Raw genomic sequence first — 16,700 nt, forward strand, 5'->3', positions numbered from 1 at the left:
TCTCTCATGGCTCGCGAATATAAAATCGAAGACTACCGAAATTTCGGTATCATGGCGCACATCGACGCCGGCAAGACGACGACGACCGAGCGTATCCTCTATTACACCGGCAAGTCCCACAAGATCGGCGAAGTCCATGACGGCGCCGCGACGATGGACTGGATGGAGCAGGAGCAGGAGCGCGGGATCACGATCACGTCTGCTGCGACGACGACCTTCTGGAAGGGTCGCGACGGCAAGACGCGGCGCTTCAACATCATCGACACTCCCGGCCACGTCGACTTCACCATCGAAGTCGAACGCTCGCTGCGCGTTCTCGACGGTGCGATCGCGCTTCTCGACGCCAACGCCGGTGTCGAGCCGCAGACGGAAACCGTCTGGCGCCAGGCCGAAAAGTATCATGTTCCGCGCATGATCTTCTGCAACAAGATGGACAAGACCGGTGCGGACTTCTACCGCTCGGTCGAGATGATCAAGACGCGCCTCGGCGCGACGGCCGTCGTTATGCAGCTGCCGATCGGCGCTGAAAGCGACTTCAAGGGTGTTGTCGACCTGATCGAGATGAATGCTCTCGTATGGCGCGACGAATCGCTCGGCGCCCAGTGGGACGTCGTCGAAATCCCGGCCGACATGAAGGAAAAGGCGGAAGAATACCGCGAAAAGCTGATCGAGACGGTTGTCGAGATCGACGAAGCGGCGATGGAAGCCTACCTGGAAGGTACCTATCCGGATAACGACAAGATCCGTGAACTGGTCCGTCGCGGTACGATCGACGTCAAGTTCCACCCCATGTTCTGCGGCACCGCCTTCAAGAACAAGGGCGTTCAGCCTCTGCTCGACGCCGTTGTCGATTACCTGCCGTCGCCGATCGACATTCCGGCGATCAAGGGTATCGACGTCAAGACCGAAGGCGAGATCACCCGTAAGGCCGACGACAACGAGCCGCTTTCGATGCTCGCGTTCAAGATCATGAACGACCCCTTCGTCGGTTCGCTTACCTTCGCGCGCATCTACTCCGGCAAGCTCGAAAAGGGCACGTCGGTGATGAACACGGTCAAGGAGAAGCGCGAGCGCGTCGGCCGCATGCTGCAGATGCATTCCAACTCGCGTGAAGACATCGAAGAAGCCTTCGCCGGCGACATCGTTGCTCTGGCCGGCCTCAAGGAAACCACCACGGGCGATACGCTTTGCGATCCGCTGAAGCCGGTTATCCTCGAGCGCATGGAATTCCCGGAGCCGGTCATCCAGATCGCCATCGAGCCGAAGACCAAGGGCGACCAGGAAAAGATGGGCCTCGCGCTCAACCGCCTGGCTGCCGAGGATCCGTCCTTCCGCGTCAAGACCGACGAGGAGTCCGGCCAGACGATCATCGCCGGCATGGGCGAACTTCACCTGGACATCATCGTCGACCGCATGCGTCGCGAGTTCAAGGTCGAAGCTTCGGTCGGTGCTCCGCAGGTTGCCTACCGCGAGACCATTACGCGCAAGCACGAGGAAGATTACACGCACAAGAAGCAGTCCGGTGGTACCGGCCAGTTCGCGCGCGTCAAGATCGTCTTCGAACCGAACCCGGAAGGCGAAGACTTCGCATTCGAATCGAAGATTGTCGGTGGTGCTGTTCCGAAGGAATATATCCCCGGCGTTCAGAAGGGCATCGAAAGCGTCCTTTCCTCGGGTCCGCTCGCGGGCTTCCCGATGCTCGGCGTCAAGGCGACGCTGATCGACGGTGCGTTCCACGACGTCGACTCGTCGGTCCTGGCCTTCGAAATCGCTTCCCGTGCATGCTTCCGTGAAGCCGCGAAGAAGGCTGGAGCTCAGCTCCTCGAGCCGATCATGAAGGTCGAGGTCGTGACGCCGGAAGATTACGTCGGTGACGTTATCGGTGACCTGAACTCTCGCCGTGGCCAGATCCAGGGTCAGGAAGCACGCGGCGTCGCCGTGGTGATCAATGCCCACGTGCCGCTCGCGAACATGTTCAAGTACGTGGACAACCTGCGCTCGATGTCGCAGGGCCGCGCTCAGTACACGATGCTGTTCGATCACTACGCGCCGGTTCCGTCGAACGTCGCGCAGGAAATCCAGGCGAAGTATTCCGGTCAGAAGTGACCGGAATAGCCTAGCGCTGAAACAGAATGAAAAGATTTCCCCTCTAGGGGACAGGAAACGGAGAGCCGGAAATGGCAAAGAGCAAATTTGAGCGCAATAAGCCGCACGTCAACATTGGCACGATTGGCCACGTTGACCATGGCAAGACGTCGCTGACGGCAGCGATCACGAAGTATTTCGGCGAGTTCAAGGCGTATGACCAGATCGACGCTGCGCCGGAAGAAAAGGCGCGCGGCATCACCATTTCGACGGCGCACGTCGAATACGAGACGCCGAACCGTCACTATGCGCACGTCGACTGCCCCGGCCACGCCGACTACGTCAAGAACATGATCACCGGTGCGGCGCAGATGGACGGCGCGATCCTGGTTGTTTCGGCCGCTGACGGCCCGATGCCGCAGACGCGCGAGCACATCCTGCTCGCCCGCCAGGTCGGCGTTCCGGCGATCGTGGTGTTCCTGAACAAGGTCGACCAGGTCGACGACGCTGAACTGCTCGAGCTGGTCGAGCTGGAAGTGCGCGAGCTGCTGTCGTCCTACGAATTCCCGGGCGACGACATTCCGATCATCAAGGGTTCGGCTCTGGCTGCGCTTGAAGATTCGGACAAGAAGATCGGCGAAGACGCGATCCGCGAGCTGATGGCTGCGGTCGACGCCTACATCCCGACGCCTGAGCGTCCGATCGACCAGCCGTTCCTGATGCCGATCGAAGACGTGTTCTCGATCTCGGGCCGCGGTACGGTCGTGACCGGTCGCGTCGAGCGCGGCATCGTCAAGGTCGGTGAGGAAATCGAAATCGTCGGCATCCGTCCGACGACGAAGACGACCTGCACGGGCGTTGAAATGTTCCGCAAGCTGCTCGACCAGGGCCAGGCCGGCGACAACATCGGCGCGCTGCTTCGCGGTGTCGACCGCAACGGCGTCGAGCGCGGTCAGATTCTGTGCAAGCCGGGTTCGGTCAAGCCGCACCGCAAGTTCAAGGCCGAAGCCTACATCCTGACGAAGGAAGAGGGTGGCCGTCACACGCCGTTCTTCACCAACTACCGTCCGCAGTTCTACTTCCGCACGACGGACGTGACCGGCATCGTGACGCTTCCGGAAGGCACGGAAATGGTCATGCCGGGCGACAACGTCACGGTTGACGTCGAGCTGATCGTGCCGATCGCGATGGAAGAAAAGCTGCGCTTCGCTATCCGCGAAGGCGGCCGCACCGTCGGCGCAGGCATCGTCGCCTCCATCGTCGAGTAACAAGAAAACGGCTTGAGCCGTTTCGGCAGGGACATGGTCGGCCATGTCCCTGCGATTTTTGAAAAGAAGCGGCTAAGCGAAACGAATACTTCAAGTGTGTGCTTCGTGAGCACACCGGAAAACACGAGCAAGGACAAGTCGAATGAACGGCCAGAATATCCGCATCCGCCTCAAGGCGTTTGATCACCGGATCCTCGATGCCTCCACGCGCGAAATCGTGTCGACGGCCAAGCGCACCGGTGCGAGTGTGCGCGGGCCCGTGCCGCTTCCGACCCGGATTGAGAAATTCACGGTCAACCGGTCGCCCCACGTCGACAAGAAGAGCCGCGAACAGTTCGAGATGCGCACGCACAAGCGTCTTCTCGATATCGTTGATCCGACCCCGCAGACGGTGGACGCGCTGATGAAGCTCGATCTGGCCGCCGGCGTAGACGTCGAGATCAAGCTGTAAGACCCGGCGCAAGCCGAAATAACAAGGAAGGTACGTGGAGTTTCTCCAACGGCTTCCAGGAACAGGAAACCGGAAGGTGTGTGAAGCGCCGGACGGGAACCCTAAACAAGAGGCGTGAACCGATGCGTTCAGGTGTGATTGCACAGAAGGTGGGAATGACCCGCGTCTACAACGACGCCGGCGAGCATATCCCGGTAACAGTATTGCGGCTGGAGAACTGCCAGGTAGTGTCCCACCGCACGGAAGAGAAGAACGGTTATACCGCAGTTCAGCTGGGTGCCGGCCGTTCGAAGGTCAAGAATACGCCGAAGGCCATGCGCGGCCATTTTGCCGCTGCCAGCGTTGAGCCGAAGGCAAAGCTCGTCGAGTTCCGCGTGAGCGCCGACAACCTGATCGACATTGGCGCCGAGCTTACGGCGGGCCATTTCGTCGCCGGGCAGCTCGTGGACGTTACCGGCACCACCATCGGTAAGGGTTTTGCCGGCGCGATCAAGCGCCACAACTTCGGCGGCCTGCGTGCAACGCACGGCGTGTCCGTCTCGCACCGTTCGCATGGTTCGACCGGTTCCAACCAGGATCCGGGCCGCGTCTGGAAGGGCAAGCGCATGGCTGGTCACATGGGCCAGACGCGCGTCACCACGCAGAACCTCGAAGTCGTATCGACCGATGAAGACCGCGGTCTGATCCTGGTCAAGGGTGCAGTTCCCGGCTCCAAGGGTTCCTGGATCGTCGTCCGTGACGCCATCAAGTCGGGCACTCCGGAAGGCGCACCGCGCCCTGCCGCAGTGCGCGCCGCAGAATCGAAGTAAGGGAGCCGAATAATGGATCTCACCGTCAAAACCCTCGAGGGCAAGGACGCGGGAAAGGTTTCCCTTTCCGACGCCATTTTCGGTCTCGAGCCTCGTGAAGACATCATTGCCCGCGTCGTTCGCTGGCAGCTCGCAAAGCGCCAGCAGGGTACGCACAAGGCCAAGGGCCGTGCGGAAGTCTCCCGCACCGGCGCCAAGATGTACAAGCAGAAGGGTACGGGCCGCGCCCGCCACCATTCGGCTCGTGCTCCGCAGTTCCGCGGCGGCGGCAAGGCTCACGGGCCGGTCGTCCGCAGCCATGCGCACGATCTTCCGAAGAAGATCCGCGCACTGGGCCTGCGCCATGCGCTGTCTGCCAAGCTGAAGGCCGAGGACATCATCGTCATCGACGATCTCGTCGCCAACGAAGCAAAGACGAAGGCGCTCGCCGGCGCATTCGCCTCGCTCGGCCTCACCAACGCCCTGATCATCGGCGGAGCCGAGATCGAAGGCAACTTCAAGCTCGCCGCCCAGAACATCCCGAATGTGGACGTTCTGCCGGTTCAGGGCATCAACGTTTACGACATTCTGCGCCGTGGCAAGCTCGTGCTTTCCAAGGCTGCTGTGGAAGCTCTGGAGGAGCGGTTCAAATGACGGATCTTCGCCACTACGACGTGATCGTGTCTCCCTCGATCACTGAAAAGTCGACGCTGGTCTCCGAACAGAACCAGGTCGTCTTCAATGTCGCCAAGGGTGCTTCGAAGCCTGAGATCAAGGCTGCCGTCGAAGCGCTGTTCGGCGTGAAGGTCACGGCCGTGAACACGCTCGTCCGCAAGGGCAAGTTGAAGCGCTTCCGCGGCTTCGCCGGAAAGCAGAAGGACGTGAAGAAGGCGATCGTAACGCTCGCCGACGGTCAGTCCATCGACGTTTCCACCGGTCTCTAACGGATAGGCCCATTAGGGTAAAAACCCAAAAGGGAACAAGAAAATGGCATTGAAAAGTTTCAATCCGACGACGCCGAGCCAGCGTCAACTGGTCATCGTCAGCCGGGCCGGCCTCCACAAGGGCAAGCCGGTCAAGGCGCTGACCGAGGGCCTGTCCTCCAAGGGCGGTCGCAACAACCTGGGCCGCATCACCGTTCGTTTCCAGGGCGGTGGTCACAAGCGGACCTACCGTCTGGTCGACTTCAAGCGTCGCAAGTTCGACGTCGAAGGCACGGTCGAGCGTCTGGAATACGACCCGAACCGCACGGCGTTCATCGCGCTGGTCAACTACGCGGACGGTGAGCAGGCCTATATCCTTGCGCCGCAGCGCCTGGCTGTCGGCGACAAGGTGATTGCCTCGGAAAAGGCCGTCGACGTCAAGCCCGGCAATGCGATGCCGCTGCAGTACATTCCGGTCGGCTCCATCATCCACAATGTGGAGATGAAGCCGGGCAAGGGCGGTCAGATCGCTCGCTCCGCCGGAACCTACGCTCAGCTCGTCGGCCGTGACCAGGGCATGGCGATCCTGCGCCTGAACTCGGGCGAGCAGCGTCTGGTGCACGGCTCTTGCCTCGCATCGATCGGTGCTGTATCGAACCCCGATCACGGCAACATCAATGATGGTAAGGCCGGCCGTTCGCGTTGGCGCGGCAAGCGTCCGCACGTACGCGGCGTCGTCATGAACCCGGTTGATCATCCGCACGGCGGCGGTGAAGGCCGCACCTCCGGTGGTCGCCATCCGGTCACGCCATGGGGCAAGCCCACAAAGGGCAAGCGCACGCGCTCCAACAAGTCGACCGACAAGTTCATTATGCGCTCGCGTCACCAGCGCAAGAAGTAAGAGAGGAAGTCTCAAGTGGCTCGTTCAGTATGGAAAGGTCCGTTTGTTGACGGTTATCTTCTCAAGAAGGCTGAGAAGGTCCGCGAAGGCGGCCGCAACGAAGTGATCAAGATGTGGAGCCGTCGCTCCACGATCCTTCCGCAGTTCGTCGGTCTGACCTTCGGCGTCTACAACGGCAACAAGCACGTTCCCGTCTCGGTGTCCGAAGAAATGGTCGGTCACAAGTTCGGTGAATTCGCTCCGACCCGGACCTATTATGGTCATGGCGCGGACAAGAAAGCGAAGAGGAAGTAACGATGGGCAAGGCAAAAGCCGAACGCCGGCTGAAGGATAATGAGGCGCAGGCAGTTGCGCGCACGATCCGCGTCAGCCCCCAGAAGCTCAACCTCGTTGCCGCGCTGATCCGCGGCAAGAAGGTGGACCGGGCTCTGGCCGAACTCGAGTTCTCGCGCAAGCGCATCGCAGGCACCGTCAAGAAGACGCTTGAATCTGCGATCGCCAACGCAGAGAACAACCATGATCTCGACGTTGATTCGCTCATCGTCGCAGAAGCTTTTGTTGGCAAGTCGATCGTGATGAAGCGCTTCCACGCCCGTGGTCGCGGCCGTGCATCGCGGGTCGAAAAGCCGTTCGCGCACTTGACGATCGTCGTTCGTGAAGTGGAAGCCAAAGGGGAGGCCGCATAATGGGCCAGAAGATTAATCCGATCGGTTTCCGTCTCGGCATCAACCGGACCTGGGATAGCCGTTGGTTCGCGGACAACGCGGAATACGGCCAGCTTCTTCACGAAGACCTGAAGATTCGCGCCTATCTGATGGAAGAGCTGAAGTCGGCCGGTATCGCCAAGGTCGTGATCGAGCGTCCGCACAAGAAGTGCCGCGTGACGATCCACTCGGCACGCCCGGGCCTGATCATCGGCAAGAAGGGCGCCGACATCGAAAAGCTTCGCAGGAAGCTTTCCGAGATGACCAATTCGGAAACGCACCTCAACATCGTCGAAGTGCGCAAGCCGGAAGTCGACGCAACGCTCGTTGCGCAGTCGATCGCTCAGCAGCTCGAGCGCCGCGTAGCGTTCCGTCGTGCGATGAAGCGTGCCGTTCAGTCGGCGATGCGCCTCGGCGCCGAAGGCATCAAGATCACCTGCGCCGGCCGTCTTGGCGGTGCGGAAATCGCCCGTACCGAATGGTATCGTGAAGGCCGCGTTCCGCTGCATACGCTGCGCGCCGACATCGACTACGGCACGGCCGAAGCGGAAACCGCTTTCGGTATCTGCGGTGTCAAGGTCTGGATCTTCAAGGGCGAAATCCTTGAGCATGATCCGATGGCTTCCGAGCGTCGCGCGACCGAGAGTGACAACCAGGGCGGTAGCGGCAGAGAGCGTCGCCGCGAGAACGCGTAACATTCGCGCGTGGCAGCCAATATCGGAGAAGTAAAAAAATGTTGCAGCCAAAGCGTACGAAGTATCGCAAGCAGTTCAAGGGGCGCATCAAGGGCGTCGCGAAGGGCGGCTCTGACCTCGCCTTCGGCGAGTTCGGTCTGAAGGCCCAGGAGCCCAACCGCGTCAATGCTCGCGAGATCGAAGCGGCCCGCCGTGCGATCACCCGTCATATGAAGCGCGCCGGCCGCGTCTGGATCCGGGTATTCCCCGACGTTCCGGTCACGGCAAAGCCGACCGAAGTCCGCATGGGTAAGGGCAAGGGTTCGGTCGAATACTGGGCATGCAAGGTCAAGCCCGGCCGCATGATGTTCGAGATCGACGGTGTCAACGAGGAGCTCGCCCGCGAAGCACTTCGCCTCGGCGCTGCCAAGCTCTCTGTCAAGACGCGCTTCGTGCAGCGTATCGCAGAGTAAGGAGTGAAGCTCATGAAAGCCGCAGATGTTCGCGCTCTGAGCGCCGACCAACTCAAGGAAGAGCTTGCCAAGCTGAAGAAGGAGCAGTTCAACCTGCGCTTCCAGAAGGCGACTGGCCAGCTCGAGAAGTCTTCGCGTATCAACGAGGTCCGCAAGGACATCGCACGCATCAAAACCATTGCCCGCCAGAAGGCGGCAGAAGCCAAGGCCTAAGGACCAGAACACTATGCCGAAACGCATTCTGCAGGGCACCGTCGTCAGCGACAAGAACGACAAGACCGTCGTCGTCCGGGTCGAGCGCCGCTTTGCGCACCCGATCCTTCAGAAGACCGTTCGTCGTTCCAAGAAGTACAAGGCTCACGACGAGAACAACCAGTTCAAGGTCGGCGACCTCGTTTCCATCGAGGAATGCGCGCCGATTTCCAAGGACAAGCGCTGGACGGTCGTTTCCGCCCAGTCTTGATTTCTGCAGGTTTTGACCGCCGGACCCTTGCGTCTCGGGCAAATATCTGTATGAAGCACGCAATTAAAGCCGAGGAACGCTCGAGTTCGAGCGTTCTTTTGCTTTGAGATGAGCACAATAAGCCGGGCGAGGGGGTTTCGACCCAACCGGCCTGGTAACAACAAGAAGGCGACCTGACATGATTCAGATGCAAACAAACCTCGACGTGGCGGATAATTCCGGCGCACGTCGTGTCATGTGCATCAAGGTGCTGGGCGGCTCCAAGCGCAAATACGCGTCGATCGGCGACATCATCGTCGTTTCGATCAAGGAAGCCATTCCGCGCGGCCGCGTGAAGAAGGGTGATGTCATGAAGGCTGTTGTCGTTCGCACCGCGAAAGACATCCGCCGTGCGGATGGCAGCGTCATCCGTTTCGACACCAACGCAGCCGTTCTCATCGACAACAAGAAAGAGCCGATCGGCACCCGTATCTTCGGACCGGTTCCGCGCGAACTCCGCGCCAAGAACCACATGAAGATCATCTCGCTGGCTCCGGAAGTACTCTAAGGGAGCGATCAGAGATGCAAAAGATTCGCAAAGGCGACAAGGTCGTCGTTCTGACCGGTAAGGACAAGGGCCGTACCGGCGAAGTCATTCAGGTCATGCCGAAGGAAGACAGGGCTCTCGTGCGCGGCGTCAACGTGGTGAAGCGTCACCAGCGCCAGACTCAGAACCAGGAAGCCGGCATTATCACAAAGGAAGCCTCGATCCACCTTTCGAACATCGCGATCGCCGATCCGAAGGACGGCAAGCCGACCCGCGTCGGTTTCAAGATCGATGGTGACAAAAAGGTCCGCGTGGCCAAGCGTTCGGGAGATGTGATCGATGGCTAAGTCCGCTTATGAGTCCCGGCTCAAGAAGGAATATGTAGAGCGCATCCGCAAGGCGATGCAGGAGCAGTTCTCCTACGCCAACGAAATGCAGATCCCGCGCCTCGACAAGATCGTCATCAACATGGGTGTTGGCGAAGCGACCGGCGATTCCAAGAAGCCGACCGTTGCTGCTGCCGACCTCGCTGCGATTGCCGGCCAGAAGCCGGTCATCACCCGCGCTCGCAACTCCATCGCCGGCTTCAAGCTTCGCGAAGGCATGCCGATTGGTGCCAAGGTTACCCTGCGCGGCGTTCGGATGTATGAGTTCCTGGATCGTCTCATCAACATCGCTCTTCCGCGTGTTCGAGACTTCCGCGGCCTCAATCCGAAGTCCTTCGATGGTCGTGGCAACTTTGCCATGGGCATCAAGGAGCACATTGTGTTCCCTGAGATCAACTACGACAAGGTTGATCAGATGTGGGGCATGGACATCATCGTTTGCACGACGGCAACTAACGACGACGAAGCACGCGCTCTTCTCAAAGAGTTCAACTTCCCGTTCCGTCAGTAATCCGTAACGGCAAGCGTAAAGAAGGATAACTGTTATGGCGAAAACGAGCGCAGTTGAAAAGAACAAGCGCCGCCGCAAACTGGTTGCCAATCACGCCGCCAAGCGCGCGGTCCTGAAGGCAATCATCATGAACCAGTCTTTGCCGATCGAAGAGCGGTTCAAGGCCACCCTCAAGCTGGCCGAACTGCCCCGCGATGGGTCCAAGACCCGCATCCGCAATCGTTGCGAAGTCACCGGTCGTCCGCGTGCCTATTATCGCAAGCTGCGCATGTCGCGTATTGCACTTCGCGAACTGGGCAATCTCGGCAAGGTGCCGGGCGTGGTCAAGTCGAGCTGGTAAGGAGACGGGTACATGGCAATGACTGATCCTTTGGGCGATATGCTCACCCGTATCCGCAACGGCGCTGCTCGCCGCAAGTCGAGCGTTTCGACGCCGGCTTCCAAGCTTCGCGCACGCGTTCTGGATGTCCTTCAGGCTGAAGGCTACATCCGCGGATACTCAGAGGTCGAATTCGGCAACGGCAAGGCCGAGCTGAACATCGAGTTGAAGTACTACGAAGGCGCATCCGTGATCCGTGAGATCGCGCGCGTCTCCAAGCCGGGCCGCCGGGTCTATGTCTCGGTCAAGTCCATTCCGCAGGTCGCGAACGGCCTCGGCATCACCATCCTTTCGACTCCGAAGGGCGTGATGGCCGATCACCAGGCACGCGAACAGAATGTTGGTGGCGAGGTTCTTTGCTCGATCTTCTAAGATCGAGCAGGATCTCCATAGCGAACAGACAGGTATAAAAATGTCTCGTATCGGTAAGAAGCCCGTTCAAGTTCCGGCAGGCGTCACGGCTAACGTGGATGGCCAGAAGGTAACGGCAAAGGGCCCGAAGGGCGAACTGTTCTTCGTCGCAAATGACGAAGTTTCGGTGAAGCTCGAAAACAACACGGTTGTCGTTCAGCCGCTCAACGAGAGCAAGGATGCTCGCGCAAAGTGGGGCATGTCCCGCACGATGATCGAGAACATCCTCAAGGGCGTGAAGGACGGTTACGAGCGCAAGCTCGAAATCAACGGCGTCGGTTACCGCGCGTCCATGCAGGGCAAGAACCTGCAGCTCGCGCTCGGTTTCAGCCACGACGTCGTCTACCAGACGCCGGAAGGCATCACGATCGCTGTGCCGAAGCCGACGGAAATCGTCGTCTCCGGAATCAACAAGCAGCAGGTCGGCCAGGTTGCCGCGGAAATCCGCGAATACCGTGGCCCCGAGCCCTACAAGGGCAAGGGCGTCAAGTATGCCGAAGAGCGGATCGTCCGCAAAGAAGGCAAGAAGAAGTAAGGATCACGCGAAATGGCTAGCAGGAAAGATACTCTTGTGCGTCGCGCCAGCCGCGTGCGCCGTCAAATCAAGGCGGTTGCCAATGGCCGCCCGCGCCTGTCGGTTCATCGCTCGTCGAAGAACATCTATGCGCAGATCATTGACGATGTTGCCGGCAAGACGATTGCCTCGGCATCGACCCTCGACACGGATCTGCGGTCTTCGCTGAAGACCGGCGCCGATACCGAAGCCGCTACGGCTGTCGGCAAGCTCCTGGCAGAACGTGCTTCCAAGGCGGGCATCAAGGACGTTGTCTTTGATCGTGGCGCCTTCATCTACCACGGCCGCATCAAGGCGCTGGCCGAGGCAGCTCGCGAAGGCGGCCTGAACTTCTAAAGTTCGTCGCCCGGGCCGCAATGCCCGGGCGTAACCCGGCTTCGCAAATCCCCGGCCGCTTCGATTTCCAAGGAAGCGAGGCGGCTTTCGTCAATCTGCCGATTGCACCCGGAAAAGAAAAAGGAAGAGGACAATGGCACAAGAAAGAAGAGGTTCTCGCGAAGATCGCCAGAACCGCGAAGAGCGCGACAGCGAATTTGTCGATAAGCTCGTCGCTATCAACCGCGTCGCCAAGGTGGTGAAGGGCGGTCGTCGTTTCGGTTTCGCCGCTCTCGTCGTCGTAGGCGACCAGAAGGGCCGCGTCGGCTTCGGCCATGGCAAGGCACGCGAAGTGCCGGAAGCCATCCGTAAGGCAACGGAAGCCGCCAAGCGCGACCTGATCTTCGTACCGCTGCGCGGTGGCCGCACTCTGCACCACGACGTGCACGGCCGTCATGGCGCCGGCAAGGTGCTGCTGCGCTCGGCCAAGCCCGGTACCGGTATCATCGCCGGTGGCCCGATGCGCGCCGTCTTCGAGACGCTCGGCGTTCACGACGTCGTAGCCAAGTCGACCGGTTCGTCGAACCCCTACAACATGGTTCGCGCTACCTTCGACGCGCTCAAGAACCAGATGCACCCGAAGGATATCGCGGCACAGCGCGGCATGAAGTACGCCACGCTCCAGTCCCGTCGCGTTTCCGCCGGCGTTGCTTCCGAAGAATAAGGGAGCTGACAGATGGCTAAGAAGGAAGTTGCCAAGAAGACGGTTACCGTCGAGCAGATCGGTAGCCCCATTCGCCGTCCGGCCGTGCAGCGTCAGACGCTCGTCGGTCTGGGCCTCAACAAGATGCACCGGGTACGCACGCTGGAAGACACTCCGGCCGTTCGCGGCATGATCCGGGCCGTCCAGCACCTCGTTCGCGTCGTCGACGAGAAGTGAGGGGGATCGAGATATGAAACTGAATGAAATCAAGGACAACGAAGGCGCGACCAAGAACCGCAAGCGTCTGGGCCGCGGTATCGGCTCCGGTTCCGGCAAGACGGCCGGTCGCGGTGTAAAGGGTCAGAAGGCGCGTTCGGGCGTCGCGATCAACGGCTTCGAAGGCGGTCAGATGCCCATCTACCGCCGCCTGCCGAAGCGCGGCTTCAACAACATCTTCGCTTCGGAGTTCGCTGTCGTGTCGCTCGGCCGGATTCAGGCCGCAGTCGATGCCAAGAAGCTGGACGCCTCCAAGACCGTCGATGCCGCCGCTCTCAAGGCCGCCGGCGTTATCCGCCGCGTCAAGGATGGTGTGCGCGTTCTCGCCGACGGCGAACTGAAGGCGAAGGTTTCGCTCGAAGTTGCCGGCGCCTCCAAGCCTGCGGTCGAGAAGATCGAAAAGGCTGGCGGCTCCGTCAAGCTGCTCTCCGCAGCCGCTGAATAAATATGACTGATGAACCGCCCGGGGTGCTTCACGCCGGGCGGCTTTGCTCCCATATGTGAGCCTCACGTCCAAGCGCAGCGAATCGGCTGCCGCGACGGGACATAACGGAAACCACGGTGAGGCATCCGATTGCAGCGACAATCGCCTCGCGCCTGGTTTTCCACGACGAAAACTGATTCCATCCGGAACGACCGGGTTTTCCCGTGTTTCCGAGACTTGGTACGCGGAGAATTGCATGGCTTCTGCAGCGGAACAGCTCGCCTCGAACCTGAATTTTTCGACTTTCGCCAAGGCGGAAGATCTGAAAAAGCGCCTTTGGTTCACTCTCGGTGCGCTTCTGGTCTATCGACTTGGCACCTACATTCCGTTGCCGGGCCTTAACCCGGACGCATTCGCGCAGGCATTTCAGGGGCAGTCGGGGGGCATTCTCGGCCTCTTCAACATGTTCTCGGGCGGCGCGGTCGAGCGTATGGCGATCTTCGCCCTCGGCATCATGCCCTACATTTCCGCATCGATCATCGTGCAGCTCATGACGTCGGTCGTTCCGGCGCTCGAGCAGCTGAAGAAAGAGGGCGAGCAGGGCCGCAAGGTCATCAACCAGTACACCCGCTACGGCACGGTGCTGTTGGGCGCGATGCAGGCCTACGGTATTGCCGTCGGTCTCGAAAGCGGCAGCGGTCTCGTCAACGATCCGGGCTGGTTCTTCCGGATTTCCACCGTTATTTCGCTGCTCGGCGGCACGATGTTCCTGATGTGGCTCGGTGAGCAGATCACCTCCCGCGGCATCGGCAACGGTATTTCGCTGATCATCTTCGCCGGCATCGTCGCCGCTCTGCCCTCGGCGCTTGCCGGAACCCTTGAGCTCGGCCGTACCGGTGCTCTGTCGACGCCTCTCATCCTTGCGATTATCGTCATGGTCGTCGGCGTGATCGCGTTGATCGTCTTCGTCGAGCGCGCGCAGCGCCGCCTGCTGATCCAGTATCCCAAGCGCCAGGTCGGCAACCGCATGTTCCAGGGCGACACGTCGCACCTGCCGCTGAAGCTCAACACCTCGGGCGTGATCCCGGCGATCTTCGCGTCGTCGCTTCTCCTGCTGCCCGCCACGCTCGCCGGCTTTGCCAACACCGCGACCATGCCCGACTGGGCAACGGCGATCGTCGGTGCGCTCGCTCACGGTCAGCCGCTCTATATGATCCTTTACGGTGCGATGATCGCCTTTTTCGCCTTCTTCTACACGGCCATCGTCTTCAATCCGAAGGATACGGCCGACAATCTGAAGAAGCATGGCGGGTTCGTTCCGGGCATCCGCCCCGGTGAACGCACGGCCGAATACATCGATTACGTGTTGACGCGCATCACCGTCATCGGCGCGATCTACCTGGTCTTTGTCTGCATCCTGCCTGAGATACTCATCTCGCAGACAGGGGTGCCGTTCTACCTTGGTGGTACGTCGCTTTTGATTGTTGTCAGTGTGACCCTCGATACGGTAGCACAGATCCAGGGTCACCTCATTGCCCAGCAATATGAGGGGCTGATCAAGAAGTCGAAGCTGCGCGGAGGAAAGAGGGGACGATGAGGTTAATTTTTTTGGGACCGCCGGGCGCTGGCAAGGGTACTCAGGCCAAGCTTCTGACGGAGAGATACGGCATTCCGCAGCTTTCCACGGGGGATATGCTTCGGGCGGCCGTAGCTCAGGCGACCGAGGTCGGCAAGCGGGCGAAAGCCGTGATGGATGCCGGCCAGCTCGTCTCCGACGAAATCGTCAATGAGATCGTCTCCGACCGCATCGATTCGCCGGATTGCGCAAGGGGCTTCATTCTCGACGGCTATCCGCGCACGGTCCCGCAGGCCGTAGCGCTCGACGGGATGCTTGAGGAAAAAGGCCTGAAGCTCGATGCAGTCATCGAGTTGAAAGTCGATGAGGCAGCTCTTGTGCGGCGCATGGAGAATCGCGTAGCCGAAACCGTCGCGGCCGGCGGCACCGTACGCTCGGACGACAATCCGGAAGCATTCCGGCGGCGTCTGCAGGAATATCGGGAAAAGACCGCTCCGCTTTCGGAACACTACGCCCGAACCGGTCGGTTGAAGACCGTGGACGGCATGGCGGATGTGGATACGGTTACGGCCGAGATCGAGAAGATTCTGGTATAGGCATTGCCCTTGCCAAAATGGAAGCGCCGGGGAGTTGACTTTTTCGGCCGATTCCTCCAAAGACTGCGTCAACTCGCGACAAGAGAAGCGATCGGCGCGGTCTTCAACGAAATGAAGTCCGGGTACGGTCGTTTTTGACGTGTCTCGAACCTCAATCAACGAGCGGCTCTTAAGGTCGCGTAACGAAGCACCTATTGCCTGTAGGCAACTGGAACGCAAGGAGAATAGACGTGGCACGTATCGCTGGCGTCAACATCCCGACCGCAAAGCGCGTCGTCATCGCGCTGACGTATATTCACGGGATCGGCACGAAATTCGCACAGGAAATCATCGAGAAGGTCGGCATTCCGGCCGAGCGTCGCGTTCACCAGTTGACGGACGCTGAGGTCCTTCAGATCCGTGAAACGATCGACCGTGACTATCAGGTCGAGGGTGACCTGCGTCGCGAGACCTCGATGAACATCAAGCGTCTGATGGATCTCGGCTGCTATCGCGGTCTGCGCCATCGTCGCGGCCTGCCGGTGCGCGGTCAGCGCACGCATACCAATGCGCGCACCCGCAAGGGTCCGGCAAAGGCGATCGCCGGCAAGAAGAAGTAATTTCCCGAAAAGGGAAAACGGGAGGCTGGCGCACGCGCCGGCCTCCTTTTGCAGTTTGGGAAGGGCAAGTGTCCGACCAATGCGAGTGCCGTTACCGGTTTCTCGGAATGCTCGCGACGCCGGTGTGCCGGCTGTCGCGAATTGTAAGATGCAGGGCAGGGGACGACCAATCCTTTTCCCGGTGGAGCCGCTGGAATTACGGCGGTGCAGAGATCTAAGAAAGGGATCCTATGGCCAAGGAAGCCACCCGCGTTCGCCGTCGCGAGCGCAAGAACATTACGTCTGGCGTCGCACACGTCAATTCGTCGTTCAACAACACGATGATCACCATTACCGACGCGCAGGGCAATGCTATTGCCTGGTCGTCCGCCGGTGCGAAGGGTTTCAAGGGTTCGCGCAAGTCGACCCCGTTCGCCGCGCAGATCGCCGCTGAAGATTGCGCCAAGAAGGCTCAGGAACACGGCATGAAGTCGCTGGAAGTGGAAGTTTGCGGTCCTGGTTCCGGCCGCGAATCCGCTCTTCGCGCGCTCCAGGCTGCAGGTTTCATGATCACGTCGATCCGTGACGTGACCCCGATCCCGCACAATGGCTGCCGTCCGCGCAAGAAGCGCCGCGTCTGATCATCTGTATTCAACATTCCGGTGAGGACGTTCCGGTGTCCTCCCGGTCTTCGGGGCTCGGTTGTCACGATTGG

At 60.2% G+C, this 16,700-nt stretch carries 27 protein-coding genes; all 27 read left to right on the plus strand.

Features of this window, described 5'->3' with window-relative positions:
- Positions 1–6 precede the first annotated feature (6 nt).
- The 27 genes from fusA to rpsK all read left to right on the plus strand — a co-directional run bounded on the left by fusA (position 7) and on the right by rpsK (position 16,626).
- Positions 7–2,106 (plus strand): elongation factor G, encoded by a 2,100-nt coding sequence (gene fusA / locus AC5J09_RS18930; protein ID WP_018099708.1) that lies wholly within the window; start codon positions 7–9, stop codon positions 2,104–2,106.
- 71 nt (positions 2,107–2,177) lie between these two features.
- Positions 2,178–3,353: an elongation factor Tu gene (gene tuf / locus AC5J09_RS18935; RefSeq protein WP_100672242.1), complete on the plus strand. Its 1,176-nt coding sequence runs from the start codon at positions 2,178–2,180 to the stop codon at positions 3,351–3,353.
- Between the two features lie 142 nt (positions 3,354–3,495).
- A complete protein-coding gene (gene rpsJ, locus AC5J09_RS18940) occupies positions 3,496–3,804 on the plus strand; it encodes a 30S ribosomal protein S10 (RefSeq protein WP_003507767.1) in 309 nt (102 codons plus the stop codon).
- Between the two features lie 122 nt (positions 3,805–3,926).
- Positions 3,927–4,613, plus strand: coding sequence for a 50S ribosomal protein L3 (gene rplC, locus AC5J09_RS18945; RefSeq protein WP_010969195.1), 687 nt, complete (start codon positions 3,927–3,929; stop codon positions 4,611–4,613).
- A 12-nt stretch (positions 4,614–4,625) separates the two neighbouring features.
- Positions 4,626–5,246, plus strand: a complete 621-nt coding sequence (rplD, locus tag AC5J09_RS18950; RefSeq protein WP_029964936.1) for a 50S ribosomal protein L4 — start codon at positions 4,626–4,628, stop codon at positions 5,244–5,246.
- Positions 5,243–5,536, plus strand: coding sequence for a 50S ribosomal protein L23 (locus tag AC5J09_RS18955; RefSeq protein WP_003536621.1), 294 nt, complete (start codon positions 5,243–5,245; stop codon positions 5,534–5,536). Before rplD ends, AC5J09_RS18955 begins: the two co-directional genes overlap by 4 nt.
- A 43-nt stretch (positions 5,537–5,579) precedes the next feature.
- Entirely contained in the window at positions 5,580–6,416 is an 837-nt protein-coding gene (gene rplB / locus AC5J09_RS18960; RefSeq protein WP_494298216.1) for a 50S ribosomal protein L2, read from the plus strand.
- A 15-nt stretch (positions 6,417–6,431) separates the two neighbouring features.
- Entirely contained in the window at positions 6,432–6,710 is a 279-nt protein-coding gene (rpsS, locus tag AC5J09_RS18965) for a 30S ribosomal protein S19 (protein WP_002964358.1), read from the plus strand.
- A gap of 2 nt (positions 6,711–6,712) precedes the next feature.
- Entirely contained in the window at positions 6,713–7,102 is a 390-nt protein-coding gene (gene rplV / locus AC5J09_RS18970; protein WP_003536535.1) for a 50S ribosomal protein L22, read from the plus strand.
- Entirely contained in the window at positions 7,102–7,815 is a 714-nt protein-coding gene (gene rpsC / locus AC5J09_RS18975) for a 30S ribosomal protein S3 (RefSeq protein ID WP_018099553.1), read from the plus strand. Before rplV ends, rpsC begins: the two co-directional genes overlap by 1 nt.
- Before the next feature lie 38 nt (positions 7,816–7,853).
- Positions 7,854–8,267: a 50S ribosomal protein L16 gene (rplP, locus tag AC5J09_RS18980; RefSeq protein ID WP_003536531.1), complete on the plus strand. Its 414-nt coding sequence runs from the start codon at positions 7,854–7,856 to the stop codon at positions 8,265–8,267.
- A gap of 12 nt (positions 8,268–8,279) precedes the next feature.
- Positions 8,280–8,480, plus strand: coding sequence for a 50S ribosomal protein L29 (gene rpmC, locus AC5J09_RS18985; protein ID WP_003536529.1), 201 nt, complete (start codon positions 8,280–8,282; stop codon positions 8,478–8,480).
- A gap of 13 nt (positions 8,481–8,493) precedes the next feature.
- A complete protein-coding gene (gene rpsQ / locus AC5J09_RS18990; protein WP_003536527.1) occupies positions 8,494–8,730 on the plus strand; it encodes a 30S ribosomal protein S17 in 237 nt (78 codons plus the stop codon).
- Between the two features lie 178 nt (positions 8,731–8,908).
- Positions 8,909–9,277, plus strand: a complete 369-nt coding sequence (rplN, locus tag AC5J09_RS18995; protein ID WP_003536525.1) for a 50S ribosomal protein L14 — start codon at positions 8,909–8,911, stop codon at positions 9,275–9,277.
- A gap of 14 nt (positions 9,278–9,291) precedes the next feature.
- Positions 9,292–9,603, plus strand: a complete 312-nt coding sequence (gene rplX, locus AC5J09_RS19000) for a 50S ribosomal protein L24 (RefSeq protein ID WP_003536524.1) — start codon at positions 9,292–9,294, stop codon at positions 9,601–9,603.
- Positions 9,596–10,153 carry a 50S ribosomal protein L5 gene (rplE, locus tag AC5J09_RS19005; RefSeq protein ID WP_003536522.1) on the plus strand — a complete coding sequence of 186 codons (558 nt, stop codon included), beginning with the start codon at positions 9,596–9,598 and terminating at the stop codon, positions 10,151–10,153. The genes rplX and rplE overlap by 8 nt, the downstream gene beginning before the upstream one ends.
- A 34-nt stretch (positions 10,154–10,187) precedes the next feature.
- Positions 10,188–10,493, plus strand: a complete 306-nt coding sequence (rpsN, locus tag AC5J09_RS19010) for a 30S ribosomal protein S14 (RefSeq protein ID WP_003536519.1) — start codon at positions 10,188–10,190, stop codon at positions 10,491–10,493.
- A gap of 12 nt (positions 10,494–10,505) precedes the next feature.
- Positions 10,506–10,904, plus strand: a complete 399-nt coding sequence (gene rpsH, locus AC5J09_RS19015; protein WP_003536517.1) for a 30S ribosomal protein S8 — start codon at positions 10,506–10,508, stop codon at positions 10,902–10,904.
- Between the two features lie 40 nt (positions 10,905–10,944).
- Entirely contained in the window at positions 10,945–11,478 is a 534-nt protein-coding gene (gene rplF, locus AC5J09_RS19020; RefSeq protein ID WP_003536514.1) for a 50S ribosomal protein L6, read from the plus strand.
- Positions 11,479–11,490: 12 nt separating this feature from the next.
- The gene (gene rplR, locus AC5J09_RS19025) at positions 11,491–11,853 is read left to right on the plus strand and encodes a 50S ribosomal protein L18 (protein WP_003536512.1); all 363 of its coding nucleotides are present in this window, start codon (positions 11,491–11,493) and stop codon (positions 11,851–11,853) included.
- Between the two features lie 133 nt (positions 11,854–11,986).
- On the plus strand, positions 11,987–12,556 hold the full coding sequence (gene rpsE / locus AC5J09_RS19030; RefSeq protein ID WP_003536510.1) for a 30S ribosomal protein S5: 570 nt from the start codon (positions 11,987–11,989) through the stop codon (positions 12,554–12,556).
- 12 nt (positions 12,557–12,568) lie between these two features.
- The gene (gene rpmD, locus AC5J09_RS19035; RefSeq protein ID WP_003536508.1) at positions 12,569–12,772 is read left to right on the plus strand and encodes a 50S ribosomal protein L30; all 204 of its coding nucleotides are present in this window, start codon (positions 12,569–12,571) and stop codon (positions 12,770–12,772) included.
- Between the two features lie 13 nt (positions 12,773–12,785).
- Positions 12,786–13,256 (plus strand): 50S ribosomal protein L15, encoded by a 471-nt coding sequence (rplO, locus tag AC5J09_RS19040; protein ID WP_494298219.1) that lies wholly within the window; start codon positions 12,786–12,788, stop codon positions 13,254–13,256.
- Positions 13,257–13,491: 235 nt separating this feature from the next.
- Positions 13,492–14,832 (plus strand): preprotein translocase subunit SecY, encoded by a 1,341-nt coding sequence (secY, locus tag AC5J09_RS19045; RefSeq protein ID WP_018099556.1) that lies wholly within the window; start codon positions 13,492–13,494, stop codon positions 14,830–14,832.
- A complete protein-coding gene (locus AC5J09_RS19050) occupies positions 14,829–15,407 on the plus strand; it encodes an adenylate kinase (RefSeq protein ID WP_018099557.1) in 579 nt (192 codons plus the stop codon). The genes secY and AC5J09_RS19050 overlap by 4 nt, the downstream gene beginning before the upstream one ends.
- A gap of 230 nt (positions 15,408–15,637) precedes the next feature.
- Entirely contained in the window at positions 15,638–16,006 is a 369-nt protein-coding gene (rpsM, locus tag AC5J09_RS19055; RefSeq protein WP_003536498.1) for a 30S ribosomal protein S13, read from the plus strand.
- 230 nt (positions 16,007–16,236) lie between these two features.
- Positions 16,237–16,626 (plus strand): 30S ribosomal protein S11, encoded by a 390-nt coding sequence (rpsK, locus tag AC5J09_RS19060; RefSeq protein WP_003536496.1) that lies wholly within the window; start codon positions 16,237–16,239, stop codon positions 16,624–16,626.
- Positions 16,627–16,700 lie beyond the last annotated feature (74 nt).

The sequence above is a fragment of the Sinorhizobium sp. genome (assembly GCF_059070375.1).